The organism is Pseudomonas sp. SLBN-26, from assembly GCF_006715895.1.
In the GTDB taxonomy this organism is placed as follows: Bacteria; Pseudomonadota; Gammaproteobacteria; order Pseudomonadales; family Pseudomonadaceae; genus Metapseudomonas; species Metapseudomonas otitidis.
The window spans coordinates 4,887,675-4,904,626 of record NZ_VFOB01000001.1; the positions used below are offsets into that span (position 1 = coordinate 4,887,675).

Sequence of the window (16,952 nt, forward strand, 5' to 3'; positions counted from 1 at the left end):
TTGGATTGCAAGGGCTTTGGCAGGCTGTAGATTATATTTTTCTGGTTGGCTTGTTGTTGTATTGGTTGTTGTCAATATTTTATGTGGTGGTGTGGTTGTTCTATTGGGTTGTGGTGTGCGCTTTTATTTGTTCGAGGTTGAGGGGAAGTGAAAAGAACTGCGAAGCTATATCAGTGCTATAGCTGCCTGAGAGAGTCTACAGATCCTTTAAATTGCACCAATTGTGGAGCGCCGATAGAGGAGCTTGATCTCACAAACGCAATGTTCATACCGCCCATTGGGGGGTATGTTGTGGTGGAAGGCTTTGATCAGGAAGCTCTTGAGGTGGTTAGGCGTATTGCGAGTGAGGTAGCAAATGCCTTTTACCACAATTTCTATATTTCAGAGGTTGCGGGTAAGTTGCTAGTGAAATGCAACGACTATTCCGCTTCCCTGCTCATTCCCAGGCTGGAGGAAGAGCTGTCTAGTCGTAAGCCAATACTCTTGATTTATTTTGAGGGCAAGTCTGAGTAGATGGTTTTGTGGTAGGGGCTTAAGGCTGAGTTCAATGGGTATAAAGAATATGAAGCGTACTTTTCTTATCGCAGCCGTCGCTCTGATGGCTGCCTGTTCCAATCAAGGCCCGGTGACTGCTCCGGTTGTTTCCAATCACGCACCCTCTGCCGCTATTCAGGCGTTCCGTGAAATCTGCCTGAAGACTGCGCCCGACTTTTCCCGGGCAGCGACTGCCGCCAAGGCGGTGGGCGTTGAGGTGGGCGATATGGGCTTCATGATGGCGGGCTTCAAGGCGGACAAGAGCCTGGGCGTTCAGATCCAGGCAGGGAAGGAGTGCGTCGTGACCACGCCTTCGCAGCGGGACGAGAGCCTTACCCGGCAATTGCTGGACGCAGCTCGTGATTTGTCCGGTACGCCGGTTGCACAAACCTCGCCTGCGAAGATCACGCTGGATGGCCAGGTTTTCATTCTTGCCCATGACCGGGCTGGCGGTGAGGCGTATGTGCTGTTGAAGGCTGAAGACTGACCGCGAGCCATAAAAAAGCCCCGCATGTGCGCGGGGCGTGAAAGGTCCGGTTGGACTCAGAACCAGTCGGCTTGCATGCCCAGGCAGGTGTCGTCGCGGGCTTCGAGGATGGCCAGGGCGTGGTGGACACCGGGCACTTCCCAGGTGAGGAAGAAGCGGGCGGCCTGCAGTTTGCCTTTGTAGAACTCGGTGTCGGCGGCGTTGCCGTTGGCCAGGCCTTCCTGCGCGCGGATGGCCTGTTCCAGCCAGCGCCAGCCGATGACGGCGTGGCCGAAGCTGTTGAGGTAGAGCGCGGAGTTGGCCAGGGCCTGGGCGACCTTGCCCTGCATCAGGTCGCCGAGCAGGGCGAGGGTGACGCTGGAGAGGCGGGTGAGCAGTTGCTCCAGCGGTTGGCGCAGGGCGTCCAGTTCGTTGTGGGCGGCGGCGCGCTGGCAGGTCTCGTTCATCAGGCGGTTGAGCTGCTTCAGGCCGGCGCCGTTGTTCTGCGCCAGCTTGCGCCCGAGCAGGTCGAGGGACTGGATGCCGTGGGTGCCTTCGTGGATGGGGTTGAGGCGGTTGTCGCGGTAGTACTGCTCCACCGGGTATTCGCGGGTGTAGCCGTGGCCGCCGAGGACCTGGATGGCCAGTTCGTTGGCCTTGAGGCAGAACTCGGAGGGCCAGGACTTGACGATGGGGGTGAGCAGGTCGAGCAGTTCGTGGGCCTGCTGGCGGGCGCTGTCGTCGGCGAGGGTCTGGGTGTCGTCGAACAGGCGCGCGGCATACAGGCCGAGGTCGAAGGCGCCTTCGACGTAGGCCTTCTGGGTGAGCAGCAGGCGGCGTACGTCGGTGTGCTGGATGATCGGGATCTGCGGGCTGCTCGGGTCTTTGCCGTCGGCGTGGCGGCCCTGGGGCCGGTTGCGGGCGTAGTCCAGTGAGTACAGGTAGCCGGCGTAGCCGAGCATGATGGCGCCCATGCCGACGCCGATGCGGGCCTCGTTCATCATCTGGAACATGTAGGACAGGCCGTGGTGGGGCTTGCCCACCAGGTAGCCGACGCATTCGCCGTTGTCGCCGAAGTTGAGCGCGGTGGAGGTGGTGCCGCGCCAGCCCATCTTGTGGAACAGGCCGGCGAGGATGACGTCGTTGCGTTTGCCGAGGCTGCCGTCGTCGTTGACCAGGAACTTGGGAACGATGAACAGGCTGATGCCTTTCACCCCGGGCGGGGCGTCCGGCAGCTTGGCCAGGACCATGTGCACGATGTTCTCGGAGATCGGCTGGTCGCCGCCGGAGATGAAGATCTTGTTGCCCTTGAGGCGGTAGGTGCCGTCGGCCTGGGGTTCGGCGCGGGTGCGGATGTCCGACAGGGAGGAGCCGGCGTGGGGCTCGGTGAGCGCCATGGTGCCGAAGTAGCGGCCTTCGATCATGGGGGCGAGGAAGCGGGCCTTCTGCTCTTCGCTGCCGAAGCTTTCGATCAGGTTGCTGGCGCCCATGGTGAGCATGGCGTAGGACGCGGTGCCGGCGTTGGCGGACTGGAAGTGGGCGAAGCAGGCCTGGGACAGCAGGTTGGGCAGCTGCATGCCGCCGACCTCGAAGTCGCGGGTGGCGTTGAGGAAGCCGGCTTCGATGAAGGCTTCCAGCGCGGGTTTGACCTCGGGGATCAACTGGGCGGCGCCGTCGACGTACTGCGGTTCGTGCTCGTCGTTCTTGCGGTTGTGCGGGGCGAAGAGCTCTTCGGCGATGCCGCGCGCGGTGGCGAGGGCAGCGTCGAAGGTCTCGCGGTTGTGGTCGGCGAAGCGCGGGCGCTGGGTCAGGGCTTCGGCATCGAGCACTTCATAGAGTTCGAAGGCCAGGTTGCGGGAGCTGAGCAGGGTCTCGGACATGGTCGGTCTCCGGTGGAATGCCCGGAGTCTAGATTGGTGAATGAAGGCCGCCTAGCAACATCCATGAGGGTGATGCAGCGGCCAAACCCGGCCTGGGTCGCGGCTGGTAAACTGCGCGCCTCGCGAGGAAACCATGCCATGAACTACCGTCACGCCTTCCACGCCGGCAACCACGCCGACGTGCTCAAACACCTGGCCCTGGCCCGGATGATCGCCCTGCTGTCGCGCAAGGACGCTCCCTTCGCCTACCTGGACAGCCATGCCGGGGTCGGCCTCTATGACCTGGCCGGCGACCAGGCCAGCCGCACCGGCGAATGGGAGGAGGGTATCGGCCGGCTGTGGGGCCGCGATGACCTGCCCGCTCCGCTGGCGGACTACCTGGGCACCGTGGCCGCGCTGAACCCGTCGGGTACGCTGCGCTACTACCCGGGCTCGCCGGAGGTGGCGCGCCGCCTGATGCGCCCCCACGACCGCCTGGTGCTGAACGAGATGCACCCGGAAGACGGCCAGGCGCTGAAGGAGAACATGGCCGGTGATCGCCGGGTGACGGTGCGCCTCGGTGATGGCTGGCACCTGCCGCGGGCGCTGCTGCCGGCGGCGGAGAAGCGTGCGCTGATGCTGATCGATCCGCCGTTCGAACAGGCCGATGACCTGGAGCGCTGCGTGACGGCGCTGAAGGAGGCGATTGGCCGGATGCGCCAGACGGTGGTGGCGATCTGGTACCCGATCAAGGACGAACGCCAGCTGAAGCGCTTCTACCAGGGGCTGTCGGCGTCCGGCGCGCCCAAGCTGCTGCGGGCGGAACTGATGGTGCACCCGACGGACAACAGCATCGGCCTGAACGGTTCGGGGCTGGCCATCGCCAACCCGCCGTGGGGCCTGGAGGAGGAGCTGCGCGAGGTGCTGCCCTGGCTGGCCGATGAACTGGTCCAGAGCCAGGGCGACTGGCGGTTGGACTGGCTGATCGCCGAGGGCTAGCAGACTTCCGCAGCGCCGATGGCGTTGCCGCTGCGGCGCTCAGGGGGCGATCAGCACTCGGGGTCAGGCCGGCAGGCAGACGCCGGTGCCGCCCAGCCCGCAGTAGCCGTTGGGGTTCTTGGCCAGGTACTGCTGGTGGTAGGCCTCGGCGTAGTAGAAGGCCGGTGCTTCGGCGATCTCGGTGGTGATAGCGCCGAAGCCGGCCTTGTCCAGTTCGGCCTGGAAGCGCGCTTCGCTGGCACGGGCGGCCTGGAGTTGGGCGTCGCTGGTGCAGTAGATCGCGGAGCGGTACTGGGTGCCGATGTCGTTGCCCTGGCGCATGCCCTGGGTGGGGTTGTGGGCTTCCCAGAACACGGCGAGCAGCCGTTCGTAGCTGATCACGCGCGGGTCGAACACCACCAGTACCACTTCGGTGTGCCCGGTGAGGCCGGAGCAGACTTCGTCATAGGTGGGGTTGGGGGTATGGCCTCCGGCGTAGCCGACGGCGGTGCTCCAGACCCCTTCCTGTTGCCAGAAGCGCCGCTCGGCGCCCCAGAAGCAGCCGAGGCCGAACACGGCCTGTTCCAGCCCGGCGGGGAAGGGCGCTTGCAGCGGGTGGCCGTTGACGTAATGAGCTTCGGGCACCGGCATCGGGGTCTCACGGCCGGGCAGCGCCTGGGCGGCGGTGGGCAGTTCGATCTTGTGGGCGAGGATCTGTGAGCGCAGGACCATGGCGTTCTCCTGAGGATGGGGCTGGTCGATAGACCCGCTTCGGGGCCTGATGTTACAGCGGCGTCAGTGAGCCGTGCGGCAGGGGTAGCGGTGCAGGCTCTCGATGAGCTGGGCGCCGGGAATGGGTTTGTCGAACAGGTAGCCCTGGCCGACGTCGCAGCGCTGGCGGCGCAGGAAGCCCAGCTGCGCGGCGGTTTCGATGCCTTCAGCGACCACCTTGAGCTTGAGCTTGTGGGCCATGGCGATCACGGCGGCGGTGATTTCCATGTCGTCGGAGTTGTCGGGGATGTCGTTGATGAAGCTGCGGTCGATCTTGATGACGTCGATGGGGAACTTCTTCAGGTAGCTCAGGGAGGAGTAACCGGTGCCGAAGTCGTCCATCGCCAGGGTGAGCCCGAGTGCCTTGAGGCGGTTGAGCTGCAGACGGGTGTCGTCGGTGGCCTCCAGCAGCAGGCCTTCGGTCAGCTCCAGTTCCAGCAGCGCGGGGGGCAGTTCCTCTTCCTGGAGGATGGCGGCGATGGAGCCCACCAGGTCGGGGTCGCTGAACTGCTTGGGCGAGAGGTTGATGGCGACCTGCACCTGGCCGAGGCCGGCGGCGCTGAGGCGGCGGCTCATGCGGCAGGCTTCGCGGATCACCCATTTGCCGATGGGGATGATCATCCCGGTCTCTTCGGCGACGCTGATGAACTGGTCCGGGCGGATCATGCCGCGCTCGGGATGCTGCCAGCGCAGCAGCGCTTCCATGCCGAGCAGTTGGCCGCTGCGCAGGCACAGCTTGGGCTGGTAGAAGACGTCCAGCTCGTTCTGCGCCAGGGCGCGGCGCAGGTTGTTCTCGACGAAGAGCTTGTAGCTGGCCTCGGCGTTGAGGGTTTCGGTGAAGAGTTGCAGTTGGTGCTTGCCGTTGGCCTTGGCCTTGTGCAGGGCGAGACCGGCGTGCTTCATCAGGGTCTGCGGGTCACGCCCGTGCTGAGGGGCGCAGGCGAGGCCGAGGGAGCCGGTGACGCTGATCAGCTGGTTGTCGACGAACAGGGGTTTGTCCAGGGTGCGGAGGATCTGGCCGGCGGTCTTCTGGCCGGTCTCCAGGTCGGCGCCGTCGAGCAGTACGGCGAATTCGTTGCTGGCGAAGCGGGCGAGGATGTCGCCGGGGCTCAGGGTGTTGCGCAGGCGCCGGGCGAGGCTGACCAGGAGCTTGTCGCCGGTCTGGTGGCCGAGGCTGTCGTTGATCCGCTTGAAGTTGTCGATGTCCACCAGCAGCAGGCAGAGGGGCGACTCCTGTTCGTGGCGGAAGCGCTCTTCGAGGCTGCGGATGAAGTAGGGGCGGTTGCCGAGGCCGGTGAGGTTGTCGGTGTAGGCCAGCTTTTCGATGCGCTGCTGGGCCAGCTTGTTGTGGGTGATGTCTTCGTAGATGCCGATGTAGTGCGTCAGCTCGCCGTTCTCGCCGAACACCTTGGAGATGGACAGCTGGCCCCAGTAGGGCTCGAGGTTCTTGCGGCGGCTGCGGAACTCGCCCTGCCAGCTGTTGCAGGTGCTGAGGCTGGAGCGGGCGTCGAACAGCAGGTCGCTGAGGTTCTCCAGGGCGGGCAGGTCGGAGAGGCGGCGGCCATGGACTTCGTCGGCGCTGTACTGGGTGATGGCGGTGAAGCTGGGGTTGACGTATTCCACCAGGCCGTCGCGGTCCACCAGCAGGAAGGCGCTGGCGCTCTGTTCGACCGCGCGCTGGAACAGGTGCAGGGCGGTGGTGGCGTCGAGGCGCTGCTGGTTGACCAGCACCTGGGCGAACTGGTCGGCCAGTTCGCCGGCGAAGGCGATCTCGTCGCTCTGCCAGACGCGGGGAGCGCCGGTGTGTTCCAGGCACAGGACGCCGACCACTTCACCGCCGATGCGCACGCTGGCGTCGAGCAGGGCGACGACGCCGGAGGGCTTGAGGTATTCCTCCTGCAGCTCGCTGGTGCGGGGGTCGCGCTGGGCACTGTGGGCGTCGATGGCGCGGCCGCTGTGCAGGGCCTCCAGGTAGCGCGGGAAACGGCTGACGTCGATCACCGGCGGCAGTTCGTGGTGCCCCTGGTCGCGCAGGTAGCGGCTGACCGGGCGCAGGGTGGTGTCTTCGAGCATCCACAGGGAGGCGCGGGCGACTTCGTAGGCTTCGCAGGCGGCCTGGGTGATCAGCCGCGCGGCTTCCTGCGCCGGGTCACCCGCGCTGTAGCGGTGGCGGGCCAGGCGGACGATGAGGCTTTGCTGGGCGCGGGAGCGGATGAGGTGCTGCAGGTGGTCTTCCTGGGAGCGCTGGTACAGCTCCAGGGAACTCTTGAGGCGGGCGTTCTGGGCTTCCAGCTCCTGGATCTGCTGGGCGTGGTCGGATTCCTCGACCGGGGTGTCCACCAGCAGCAGGTAGCCCCGCAGCAGCTGCCGGCCGTGCTGCTGGAAGGCTTCGCCGATCTCCAGCAGCTGGAGCACGCCATCGGGGCCGTGAAGCGGGTAGTGCACCTGGTAGTTGGCGCTGGAGACCAGTTGCTGCTGGATGTCGTCATGCAGCCGGTAGCGCGACTCGGGGCTCATCAGGCTGGCGTAGGGCGAGCCCACCAGGGCGCAGAGTTCGGTGGCGGGCAGGCCGATGTGGCGTTCGCAACTGGCATCGAGGAAGAGCATCGCCCAACTGGCTTCGTTCAGCCGCTCGAAACGCATGAGGCCAAGCCGCGAAGGGACTGGCAACTGCGTCACAACCTCGGCCACCGTACGGCTGGCGGCATCGGGATGGCTTTTCATCGGGCGGGTGGGTTCCAGTATGCTGGCCGAGTTCGGGCCTCGGCCCACTTCTAAAATTTGGCGTCGGGCAAGGGTGCATCATGCTGATGGGGCTGACAAGACAACTGGGTGGGGCTTTGTTGCTGTGCGGGCTGCTTTTTTCCGTTGGGGCGCGCGCGGCGGAGACGCAACCGGCCCTGAGCAGTGAGGAACAGGCGCGCTACCTGTCCGAGCTGAAGCGCCTGTACATGACCTCCGATGAGCGCAAGGCGCTGTTCGCCCACGCCAATTCGCTGCTCAGCACCTATGCCTTGAGCGCCGGCTACCAGGTTGGCCAGGCGGATCGCCGGGACCTGCGCTATCAGCTCAGCCTGGCGCGCCCGGGGGAGCTGATGCTGCGCGAGGAAACCCGCGCCGCCAATGGCACCGGGGTGGCGGTGCACAACCGCTTGCTGCCGGTGTTCGGCGTCGATCCGAGCATCAGCTACGAGTGCCCGCGTGGCGGCATCAGCTGCACCTTCAATGCGCCGGGCAGCAACGCGCCGCTGCTGACCATCGTGCGGGACGTGAAGGGCGCCGGCGAGCTGGCCAAGGCGCTGAGCTTCCTGATCCGCAACGTCCAGAAGGGTTGAGTTCCGGGGCCTTCCTCGGCCCTTGGCACCCGTTCTTTTCTTCTTCCTTGCCTTGCATCCTGCCGCGCATTTGCGCGGCGGGTCGTTGTTGTCTGCACCTCTATTTCGCACTCAAAAAAAACCCCGCCAATCGGCGGGGTTGAGGTACGAGCCTGACGTGCTCGCAATGAAGCAAAGGGTGTTACAGCAGCATGGTGCGGATGTCCGCCAGCACGTCGCCGAGGCGCTTGGTGAAGCGCGCGGCGGCGGCGCCGTTGATCACGCGGTGATCGTAGGACAGCGACAGCGGCAGCATCAGGCGAGGCTGGAAGGCCTTGCCGTCCCACACCGGCTGCATGGTGGCCTTGGAGACGCCGAGGATCGCCACTTCGGGCGCGTTGACGATCGGCGTGAAGCCGGTGCCGCCAATGTGGCCGAGGCTGGAGATGGTGAAGCAGGCGCCTTGCATGTCGTCGGCGGAGAGCTTCTTGGTGCGTGCTTTCTCGGCCAGGGCGGCGGCTTCGGCAGCAAGCTGCAGGAGGCTCTTCTGGTCGACATTGCGGATCACCGGGACCAGCAGGCCGTCCGGGGTGTCCACGGCAAAGCCGATGTGCACGTACTTCTTGCGGATCAGCGCCTTGCCGCTGGGGGCGAGGGAGCTGTTGAAGTCCGGCAGTTCCTTGAGCAGGTAGGCGCAGGCCTTGAGCAGCAGCGGCAGGACGGTGAGCTTGACGCCCGCCTTCTCGGCCACGGCTTTCTGGGCGACGCGGAAAGCTTCCAGCTCGGTGATGTCGGCGGAGTCGAACTGGGTGACGTGGGGCACGTTGAGCCAGCTGCGGTGCAGGTTGGCGGCACCGACCTGCATCAGGCGGGTCATGGCCACTTCTTCGATTTCACCGAACTTGCTGAAGTCCACGGTGGGGATCGGCGGGATGCCGGCACCACCGGTGGGCGCGGCGGCAGCAGCTGCCGGGGCATCCTTGGCCTTCTGCATGACCGACTTCACGTAGGCCTGCACGTCTTCCTTCAGCACGCGGCCGTGGGGGCCGGTGGCCGGAACGACCGCCAGGTCGACGCCGAACTCGCGGGCCAGCTGGCGAACCGCCGGGCCGGCGTGGACCTTGGCACCGCTGGAGCGGGCCGGTACGCCGGTGGTGTTGGCGGCGGCGGCGGACAGCGAGGCAATCGCCGAGACCTCGGCGGCGGCCACCGGGTGGGCGCCTTCCGGTACGCGGTGCAGCGGTTGCTGCTGGGCGGCCGGCTCGGCAGCCGCGGCGGCGCCTGCGGTCTTGAGCTTGAGGATCAGGTCGCCGGTGCCGACTTCGTCGTCCAGCTTGACGATGACGCTTTCCACCACGCCGGCGGCGGGGGAGGGAATCTCCATGGAGGCCTTGTCGGACTCCAGGGTGATCAGCGACTGGTCGGCCTCGACGGTGTCGCCGGCCTTGACCATGACTTCGATGACCTTGACCTTGCCGCTGGTGCCGATGTCCGGCACGTGGACGTCCTGCACGCTGGCGGCCGAGGCAGCCGGCGCTGCTGCGGGGGCGGCAGCCGGTGCCGGCGCGGCGGCAGGTGCAGCGGCCTGTGCCGGTGCCGGGGCAGCAGCGCCACCCGCGACCTTCAGCTTGATGATCAGGTCGCCGGTGCCGACTTCGTCGTCCAGCTTGACGATGACGCTCTCCACCACGCCGGCGGCGGGGGAGGGGATTTCCATGGATGCCTTGTCGGACTCCAGGGTGATCAGTGACTGGTCGGCCTCGACGGTGTCACCGGCCTTGACCATGACTTCGATGACCTTGACCTTGCCGCTGGTGCCGATGTCCGGCACGTGAACGTCCTGCACGCTGGCGCCCGAAGCAGCCGGGGCTGCTGCCGGGGCCGGTGCGGCAGCGGGCTTTTCCTCGGCCTTGGCGGCCGGGGCAGCAGCTGGAGCCGGGGCTGCGGCGGCACCTTCGACTTCCAGTTCCAGCAGTTCGTCGCCTTCCTTCAGGCGGTCGCCGAGCTTGACCTTGAGGCTCTTGATCACCCCTGCCTTGGGCGCGGGGATCTCCATGGAGGCCTTGTCGGACTCCAGGGTCAGCAGGCTCTGATCGGCTTCGATGCGGTCGCCGACCTTGACGAACAGTTCGATCACTTCACCTTCGCCGCTGCCGATGTCGGGTACGCGAATCAACTCACTCATCGCTACGCTCCTTAGCAGTCCAGCGGGTTACGTTTTTCGGGGTCGATGCCGAACTTGGCGATGGCCTCGGCCACTACGCGCGGTTCGATCTCGCCACGGTCTGCCAGGGCTTCCAGAGCAGCCAGCACAACCCAGTAGCGGTCCACTTCGAAGAAGTGGCGCAGCTTCTTGCGGCTGTCGCTGCGGCCGAAGCCGTCGGTGCCGAGCACCTTGTATTCCTTGCTCGGGACCCACTGGCGGATCTGGTCGGCGAACAGCTTCATGTAGTCGGTGGAGGCAACAACCGGGCCTTTGCGGCCGGTCAGGCACTGCTCGACGTAGGTCTGCTGCGGCTTCTGCTCCGGGTGCAGGCGGTTGCGACGCTCCACGGCCAGGCCGTCGCGACGCAGTTCGTTGAAGCTGGTGACGCTCCAGACGTCGGCGGCGACGTTGTACTCGTCACGCAGGATCTTCGCGGCTTCGCGGACTTCGCGCAGGATGGTGCCGGAGCCCAGCAGCTGCACGTGGTGCGCGGCTTCCTTCTTGTCCTCTTCGAGGAGGTACATGCCCTTGATGATGCCTTCCTCGGTGCCTTCGGGCAGCGCGGGCTGCTGGTAGGCCTCGTTCATCACGGTGATGTAGTAGAAGACGTTCTGCTGCTCTTCGGTCATCTGGCGGATGCCTTCACGCACGATCACCGCCAGCTCGTAGCCGTAGGTGGGGTCGTAGGTGCGGCAGTTGGGGATGGTGGCCGCCATGATGTGGCTGTGACCGTCCTCGTGCTGCAGGCCTTCGCCGTTGAGGGTGGTCCGGCCGGAGGTGCCGCCGATCAGGAAGCCACGGGCACGGCTGTCGCCGGCCGCCCAGGCCAGGTCGCCGATGCGCTGGAAGCCGAACATCGAATAGAAGATGTAGAACGGCAGCATCGGCTGGTTGTGGTTGCTGTAGGAGGTACCGGCCGCGATGAACGAGGACATGGCGCCCGCCTCGTTGATGCCCTCTTCGAGGATCTGGCCCTTCTTGTCCTCCTTGTAGAACATCACCTGGTCCTTATCGACGGGCTCGTAGAGCTGGCCGACAGAGGAGTAGATGCCCAGCTGGCGGAACATGCCTTCCATACCGAAGGTACGGGCTTCGTCCGGGATGATGGGGACGATGCGCTGGCCGAGCTCCTTGTCCTTGACCAGCTGCGCGAGGATGCGCACGAAGGCCATGGTGGTGGAGATTTCGCGGTCGCCGGTGCCGTCGAGGATGGCCTTGAGGGTATCCAGCGGCGGAGTCGGGATGCTGAAGCTGTTGGCACGGCGCTGGGGTACGTAGCCACCCAGGGCGGCACGGCGCTCATGCAGGTACTTGTGCTCGGCGCTGCCCGGCTCGGGACGTACGAAGGGCAGTTTTTCCAGGTCTTCGTCGCGGACCGGGATGTCGAAGCGGTCGCGGAACTGGCGCAGGCTGTCCACGTCCACCTTCTTGGTGTTGTGGGCGGTGTTCTGCGCTTCGCCGGCACCGGTGCCATAGCCCTTGATGGTCTTGGCGAGGATGACGGTGGGCTGGCCGGTGTGGTTCACGGCCTGGTGGTAGGCCGCGTAGACCTTGTACGGGTCGTGGCCACCACGGTTCAGCTTCCAGATCTCGTCGTCGGAAAGGTCCTGGACCATTTCCTTGAGTTCGGGGCTGTTGAAGAAGTTCTCGCGGACGTACGCACCGTCCTTCGCCTTGTAGTTCTGGTATTCGCCGTCGACCACTTCGTCCATGCGGCGCTGCAGGGAGCCGTCCTTGTCCTTGGCGAACAGCGGGTCCCAGAAGCGACCCCAGACAACCTTGTTGACGTTCCACTGGGCGCCACGGAAAACGCCTTCGAGTTCCTGGATGATCTTGCCGTTGCCGCGAACCGGGCCGTCGAGGCGCTGCAGGTTGCAGTTGATGACGAAGATGAGGTTGTCCAGCTTCTCGCGGCCGGCCAGGGAGATGGCGCCGAGGGATTCGGGCTCGTCGCACTCGCCGTCGCCCATGAAGCACCAGACCTTCTGCTTGCCAGCGGGGATGAAGCCGCGGGCTTCCAGGTACTTCATGAAGCGGGCCTGGTAGATCGCCTGGATGGGGCCGAGGCCCATGGACACGGTGGGGAACTGCCAGAAGTCCGGCATCAGCCACGGGTGCGGGTAGGAGGAGAGGCCCTTGCCGTCGACTTCGCGACGGAAGTTCTGCATCTGTTCTTCGCTCAGGCGGCCTTCCATGAAGGCGCGGGCGTAGATGCCGGGGCTGGCGTGGCCCTGGTAGAAGATCAGGTCGCCGCCGTGCTCCTCGGTGGGAGCCTGGAAGAAGTAGTTGAAGCCGATGTCGTAGAGGGTCGCCGAGGAGGCGAAGCTGGAGATGTGGCCGCCCAGGTCCGGGTCTTCGAGGTTGGTACGCATCACCATCGCCAGTGCGTTCCAGCGCACCAGGGAGCGAATGCGGCGCTCCATGAACAGGTCACCCGGCATGCGTGCTTCGTGGGAGACCGGGATGGTGTTGCGGTACGGCGTAGTCGTGGAGTAGGGCAGCTTGGTGCCGCTGCGGGCGGCCAGCTCACCCATGCGGGTCAGCAGGTAGTGCGCGCGGTCTTCACCTTCTTTGTCGAGTACGGACTCCAGGGCGTCCAGCCATTCCTGGGTTTCGACGGTATCGAGGTCTTGCATGGCTTGCTCCAGGGCGGAAAGGCTTCCAGAATCGGATGCCTATGTTCACTGCCGGCCTTTTGGGCAGGCAGAAGCTAATTCTTGGATTAACCGGGGGGTCGAACCGGCCTTGTGTAGTTTTACTACAAATCGACGGCGGATTCAGCTCTCTGGGCACAATCTTTCGTAGTAAAACTACAGATCCACGATGCGAGGCCTCTGGAACCGAGGCCCGGCGCGCGCCGATCACAGGATAGACCATGAGCCTGCCCCCGCTTGTCGCCCTGCCCCACCTGCTGCAACCCCTTGCCGAGCGCGCCCGCACCAGCTTTCTTGCCGGGCTCGAGCACCTCCCCGAATCGCTGCGCGCGACCTTCGAGCAGTGGCCCGAGGCACGCTGGGAGGCGTTTCGCCGGGTCTGTGCAGCCAGTGACTTCGTGGCTGAACAGGTGCGTCGCGATCCGGCCCTGCTGGTGCAGTTGGTGGAGTCGGGCGGGCTTGAATGTACACTCGAATCTGGAGGATTGTGTACAAAAATTGATGAACTCCTTGTCGATTGCGCAGACGATGAGGCGCTAGGCCGCTGCCTGCGGCGTTTTCGCAACCAGCAGCAGGTGCGCATCATCTGGCGCGACCTGACTCGCCAGGCCGATCTCGCCGAAACCTGCCGCGACCTCTCCGACCTCGCCGACGCCTGTATCGATCGTGCCTACCACTGGCTCTACCCGCGCCACTGCGCCCAGTTCGGTACGCCCATGGGCCGACGGTCAGGGCAGCCGCAGCACATGGTCATCCTGGGCATGGGCAAGCTGGGGGCGCATGAGCTGAACCTGTCCTCCGACATCGACCTGATCTTCGGCTATCCGGAGGGCGGCGAGACGGAAGGCGCGCGCCGTGCGCTGGACAACCAGGAGTTCTTCATCCGCCTCGGGCAGCGCCTGATCAAGGCGTTGGATGCCATCACCGTCGATGGGTTCGTGTTCCGTGTCGACATGCGCCTGCGCCCCTACGGTTCCTCCGGCGCGCTGGTGCTCAGCTTCAATGCGCTGGAGCAGTACTACCAGGACCAGGGGCGGGACTGGGAGCGCTACGCGATGATCAAGGCCCGTGTGGTGGGGGGCGACCCGGTTGCCGGGGCGCAACTGCTGGAGATGCTGCGGCCGTTCGTCTACCGCCGCTACCTGGACTTCTCGGCCATCGAGGCGCTGCGCTCGATGAAGCAACTGATCCAGCAGGAAGTCCGCCGCAAGGGCATGACCGAGAACGTCAAGCTCGGCTCGGGTGGCATCCGCGAGGTGGAGTTCATCGCCCAGGCCTTCCAGCTCATCCATGGCGGGCGCGACCTCAGCCTGCAGCAGCGTCCGTTGCTGAAGGTCCTGGCCACACTCGCGGGCCAGGGCTATCTGCCTGGCAAGGTGGTCGACGAGTTGCGCGAAGGCTATGCCTTCCTGCGCTACACCGAGCACGCCCTGCAGGCCATCGCTGATCGCCAGACCCAGATGCTGCCGGACGACGAGCTGGACCGCGCACGCGTTGCCTTCATCATGGGCTTCGACGATTGGGCGGCGTTCCATGAGCGCCTGATGTATTGGCGGGGCCGGGTGGGGTGGCATTTCCAGCAGGTGATTGCCGATCCCGATGAGGACGAGGCCGGCGGTGCCGGTGAAGCCTGCATCGGTGCCGAATGGCTGCCGCTCTGGGAGGAGGCGCTGGACCCTGAAAGCGCCGAGCGCCAACTGGAGGAAGCGGGCTTTCGTGATGCCCCGGCTGCCTTCAAGCGCCTCACCGACCTGCGCAACGGCCCCCAGCTGCGTGCCATGCAGCGCCTGGGGCGCGAGCGGATGGACGCCTTCATCCCCCGGCTGCTGGCAATGACCGTCGAGCATGCCACCCCCGACCTGGTGCTGGAGCGGGTACTGCCGCTGGTGGAAAAGGTCGCGCGCCGCTCTGCCTACCTGGTCTTGTTGACTGAGAACCCGGGCGCCCTGGAACGCCTGATCACCCTCTGCGCCGCCAGCCCCTGGATCGCCGAGCAGATCGCCCGCTACCCGTTGCTGCTGGACGAGCTGCTGAACGAAGGGCGTCTCTATCACCCGCCGCTGGCACCCGAACTGGCGGCCGAGCTGCGTGAGCGCCTGACGCGGATTCCGGAAGACGACCTGGAGCAGCAGATGGAAGCGCTGCGGCACTTCAAGCTGGCCCACAGCCTGCGGGTCGCGGCTTCGGAAATCGCCGGCACGTTGCCCTTGATGAAGGTGAGCGACTACCTGACCTGGCTGGCCGAGGCGATCCTCGACCAGGTACTGGCCCTGGCCTGGCGCCACACCGTGGCACGCCATGGCACGCCGCGGCGGGCCGATGGCTCGGCCTGCGACCCGGACTTCATCATCGTTGGCTACGGCAAGGTCGGTGGGCTCGAGTTCGGCCATGGCTCCGACCTGGACCTGGTGTTCATCCACGACGGCGACCCCCAGGCCGAGACCGACGGCGCCAAGCCCATCGACGGCGCGCAGTTCTTCACCCGCCTGGGGCAGCGCATCATCCACCTGCTGACCACCCAGACCACCTCCGGCGACCTGTACGAAGTGGACATGCGCCTGCGGCCTTCCGGTGCTGCAGGGCTGCTGGTGAGTTCCCTGGGCGCCTTCCAGCGCTACCAGGAGAGCGAAGCCTGGACCTGGGAGCACCAGGCCCTGGTGCGGGCGCGGGTGCTGGTGGGCTGTCCGCGCGTGGCGTCGGCCTTCGAAGCGGTCCGCCTTGCGGTGCTCGGGCGCGAGCGCGACATCGACACCCTGCGCCGCGAAGTCAGCGAGATGCGCGCCAAGATGCGCGACAGCCTGGGCAGCCGCTCGACCGCTGCCGGCACCGGCGAGAATGCCTTCGAAGCCGCATCGCCGTTCGATCTGAAGCAGGACGCCGGCGGTATCGTCGATATCGAATTTATGGTGCAATATGCGGCCCTCGCCTGGTCGCGACGGCATCCAGAGCTGGTTCGCTACACCGACAACATCCGCATTCTGGATGGTCTCGGCGCGGTGGGACTGCTGACCGCCGAGACCGTCAGCCTGCTGCAGGAGGCCTACAAGGCCTATCGTTCCGCAGCGCATCGCCTGGCCCTGCAGAAGCAGCCCGGCGTGGTGAGTGGGGACCAGTTCCAGGCGGAACGCCATGGCGTGATGCGGATCTGGCGCGAGTTGGGCTTGAGCTGACTGCCTGCCCACTCGCCGTGCTGAATCAATCGAACTCTTGAGGAGCTGGCAATATGTCGATGGCCGACCGTGATGGCGTGATCTGGTATGACGGCGAACTGGTGCCGTGGCGCGATGCGACCACCCACGTCCTGACCCACACCCTGCACTACGGCATGGGCGTGTTCGAAGGCGTGCGCGCCTACAACACCCCGGACGGCACTGCCATCTTCCGCCTGCAGGCCCACACCGACCGCCTGTTCGACTCCGCCCACATCTTCAACATGCAGATCCCCTTCACCAAGGAGGAGATCAACGAAGCCCAGCGCGCCGCCGTCCGCGAGAACGGCCTGGAAAGCGCCTACCTGCGCCCCATGGTGTTCTTCGGCAGCGAAGGCATGGGCCTGCGCGCCTCCGGCCTGAAGGTGCACGTCATCGTCGCCGCCTGGCACTGGGGCGCCTACATGGGCGAAGCCGCGCTGGAAGCGGGCATCAAGGTGCGCACCAGCTCCTACACCCGCCACCACGTCAACATCGCCATGACCCGCGCCAAGGCCAACGGCAACTACATCAACTCCATGCTGGCCCTGCAGGAAGCCATCTCCGGTGGCGCCGACGAGGCCATGCTGCTGGACCCGGAAGGTTACGTGGCCGAGGGCTCGGGCGAGAACATCTTCCTGGTCAAGGATGGCGTGGTGTACACCCCGGAAGTGACTTCCTGCCTCAACGGCATCACCCGCAACACCGTCCTGACCCTGGCCGGCGAGCTGGGCATCAAGGTGGTCGAGAAGCGCATCACCCGCGACGAGGTGTACATCGCTGACGAGGCCTTCTTCACCGGTACCGCCGCCGAAGTGACCCCGATCCGTGAAGTGGATGGCCGCCAGATCGGTGCCGGCCGTCGCGGCCCGGTGACCGAGAAACTGCAAAAGGCCTACTTCGACCTGGTGACCGGCAAGACTGCCGCCCACGGTGAATGGCGCACCCTGGTCAAGTAATCCGACTGAGCTGCATACCGCAA

The 16,952-nt window shown here is 65.5% G+C and carries 10 protein-coding genes; 5 read left to right on the forward strand and 5 right to left on the reverse strand.

Going from position 1 to position 16,952, the window contains the following annotated elements; genetic code table 11:
* Window positions 1-562: 562 nt before the first annotated feature.
* Window positions 563-1,021 (forward strand): hypothetical protein, encoded by a 459-nt coding sequence (locus FBY21_RS22625; RefSeq protein ID WP_142013787.1) that lies wholly within the window; start codon window positions 563-565, stop codon window positions 1,019-1,021.
* Between the two features lie 56 nt (window positions 1,022-1,077).
* Here the strand turns inward: FBY21_RS22625 and FBY21_RS22630 are convergent, their stop codons facing one another.
* Window positions 1,078-2,880, reverse strand: coding sequence for an acyl-CoA dehydrogenase (locus tag FBY21_RS22630; protein ID WP_142013790.1), 1,803 nt, complete (start codon window positions 2,878-2,880; stop codon window positions 1,078-1,080).
* Between the two features lie 138 nt (window positions 2,881-3,018).
* On the opposite strand from FBY21_RS22630, the gene FBY21_RS22635 reads away from it, so the two are divergent.
* Window positions 3,019-3,858 (forward strand): 23S rRNA (adenine(2030)-N(6))-methyltransferase RlmJ, encoded by an 840-nt coding sequence (locus FBY21_RS22635; protein ID WP_142013793.1) that lies wholly within the window; start codon window positions 3,019-3,021, stop codon window positions 3,856-3,858.
* A 63-nt stretch (window positions 3,859-3,921) separates the two neighbouring features.
* Here FBY21_RS22635 and msrA read toward each other — a convergent pair whose 3' ends face one another.
* The gene (gene msrA, locus FBY21_RS22640) at window positions 3,922-4,569 is read right to left on the reverse strand and encodes a peptide-methionine (S)-S-oxide reductase MsrA (protein ID WP_107328976.1); all 648 of its coding nucleotides are present in this window, start codon (window positions 4,567-4,569) and stop codon (window positions 3,922-3,924) included.
* A gap of 63 nt (window positions 4,570-4,632) precedes the next feature.
* Window positions 4,633-7,332 (reverse strand): putative bifunctional diguanylate cyclase/phosphodiesterase, encoded by a 2,700-nt coding sequence (locus FBY21_RS22645; RefSeq protein ID WP_142013795.1) that lies wholly within the window; start codon window positions 7,330-7,332, stop codon window positions 4,633-4,635.
* An 80-nt stretch (window positions 7,333-7,412) separates the two neighbouring features.
* On the opposite strand from FBY21_RS22645, the gene FBY21_RS22650 reads away from it, so the two are divergent.
* Complete coding sequence (locus FBY21_RS22650) at window positions 7,413-7,943, forward strand: hypothetical protein (protein ID WP_107328978.1); 531 nt, start codon at window positions 7,413-7,415, stop codon at window positions 7,941-7,943.
* Between the two features lie 181 nt (window positions 7,944-8,124).
* On the opposite strand, the gene aceF is transcribed toward FBY21_RS22650, so the two are convergent.
* Together aceF and aceE are read right to left on the reverse strand one after the other, a co-directional pair.
* Window positions 8,125-10,107, reverse strand: coding sequence for a dihydrolipoyllysine-residue acetyltransferase (gene aceF / locus FBY21_RS22655; RefSeq protein ID WP_142013797.1), 1,983 nt, complete (start codon window positions 10,105-10,107; stop codon window positions 8,125-8,127).
* An 11-nt stretch (window positions 10,108-10,118) separates the two neighbouring features.
* Window positions 10,119-12,764: a pyruvate dehydrogenase (acetyl-transferring), homodimeric type gene (gene aceE, locus FBY21_RS22660; RefSeq protein ID WP_044400963.1), complete on the reverse strand. Its 2,646-nt coding sequence runs from the start codon at window positions 12,762-12,764 to the stop codon at window positions 10,119-10,121.
* A 239-nt stretch (window positions 12,765-13,003) separates the two neighbouring features.
* On the opposite strand from aceE, the gene glnE reads away from it, so the two are divergent.
* Both glnE and FBY21_RS22670 read left to right on the forward strand, forming a co-directional pair.
* Window positions 13,004-15,952, forward strand: coding sequence for a bifunctional [glutamate--ammonia ligase]-adenylyl-L-tyrosine phosphorylase/[glutamate--ammonia-ligase] adenylyltransferase (gene glnE, locus FBY21_RS22665; protein WP_074970667.1), 2,949 nt, complete (start codon window positions 13,004-13,006; stop codon window positions 15,950-15,952).
* Window positions 15,953-16,005: 53 nt separating this feature from the next.
* Window positions 16,006-16,929 carry a branched-chain amino acid transaminase gene (locus tag FBY21_RS22670; protein ID WP_044400969.1) on the forward strand — a complete coding sequence of 308 codons (924 nt, stop codon included), beginning with the start codon at window positions 16,006-16,008 and terminating at the stop codon, window positions 16,927-16,929.
* Window positions 16,930-16,952: the final 23 nt, after the last annotated feature.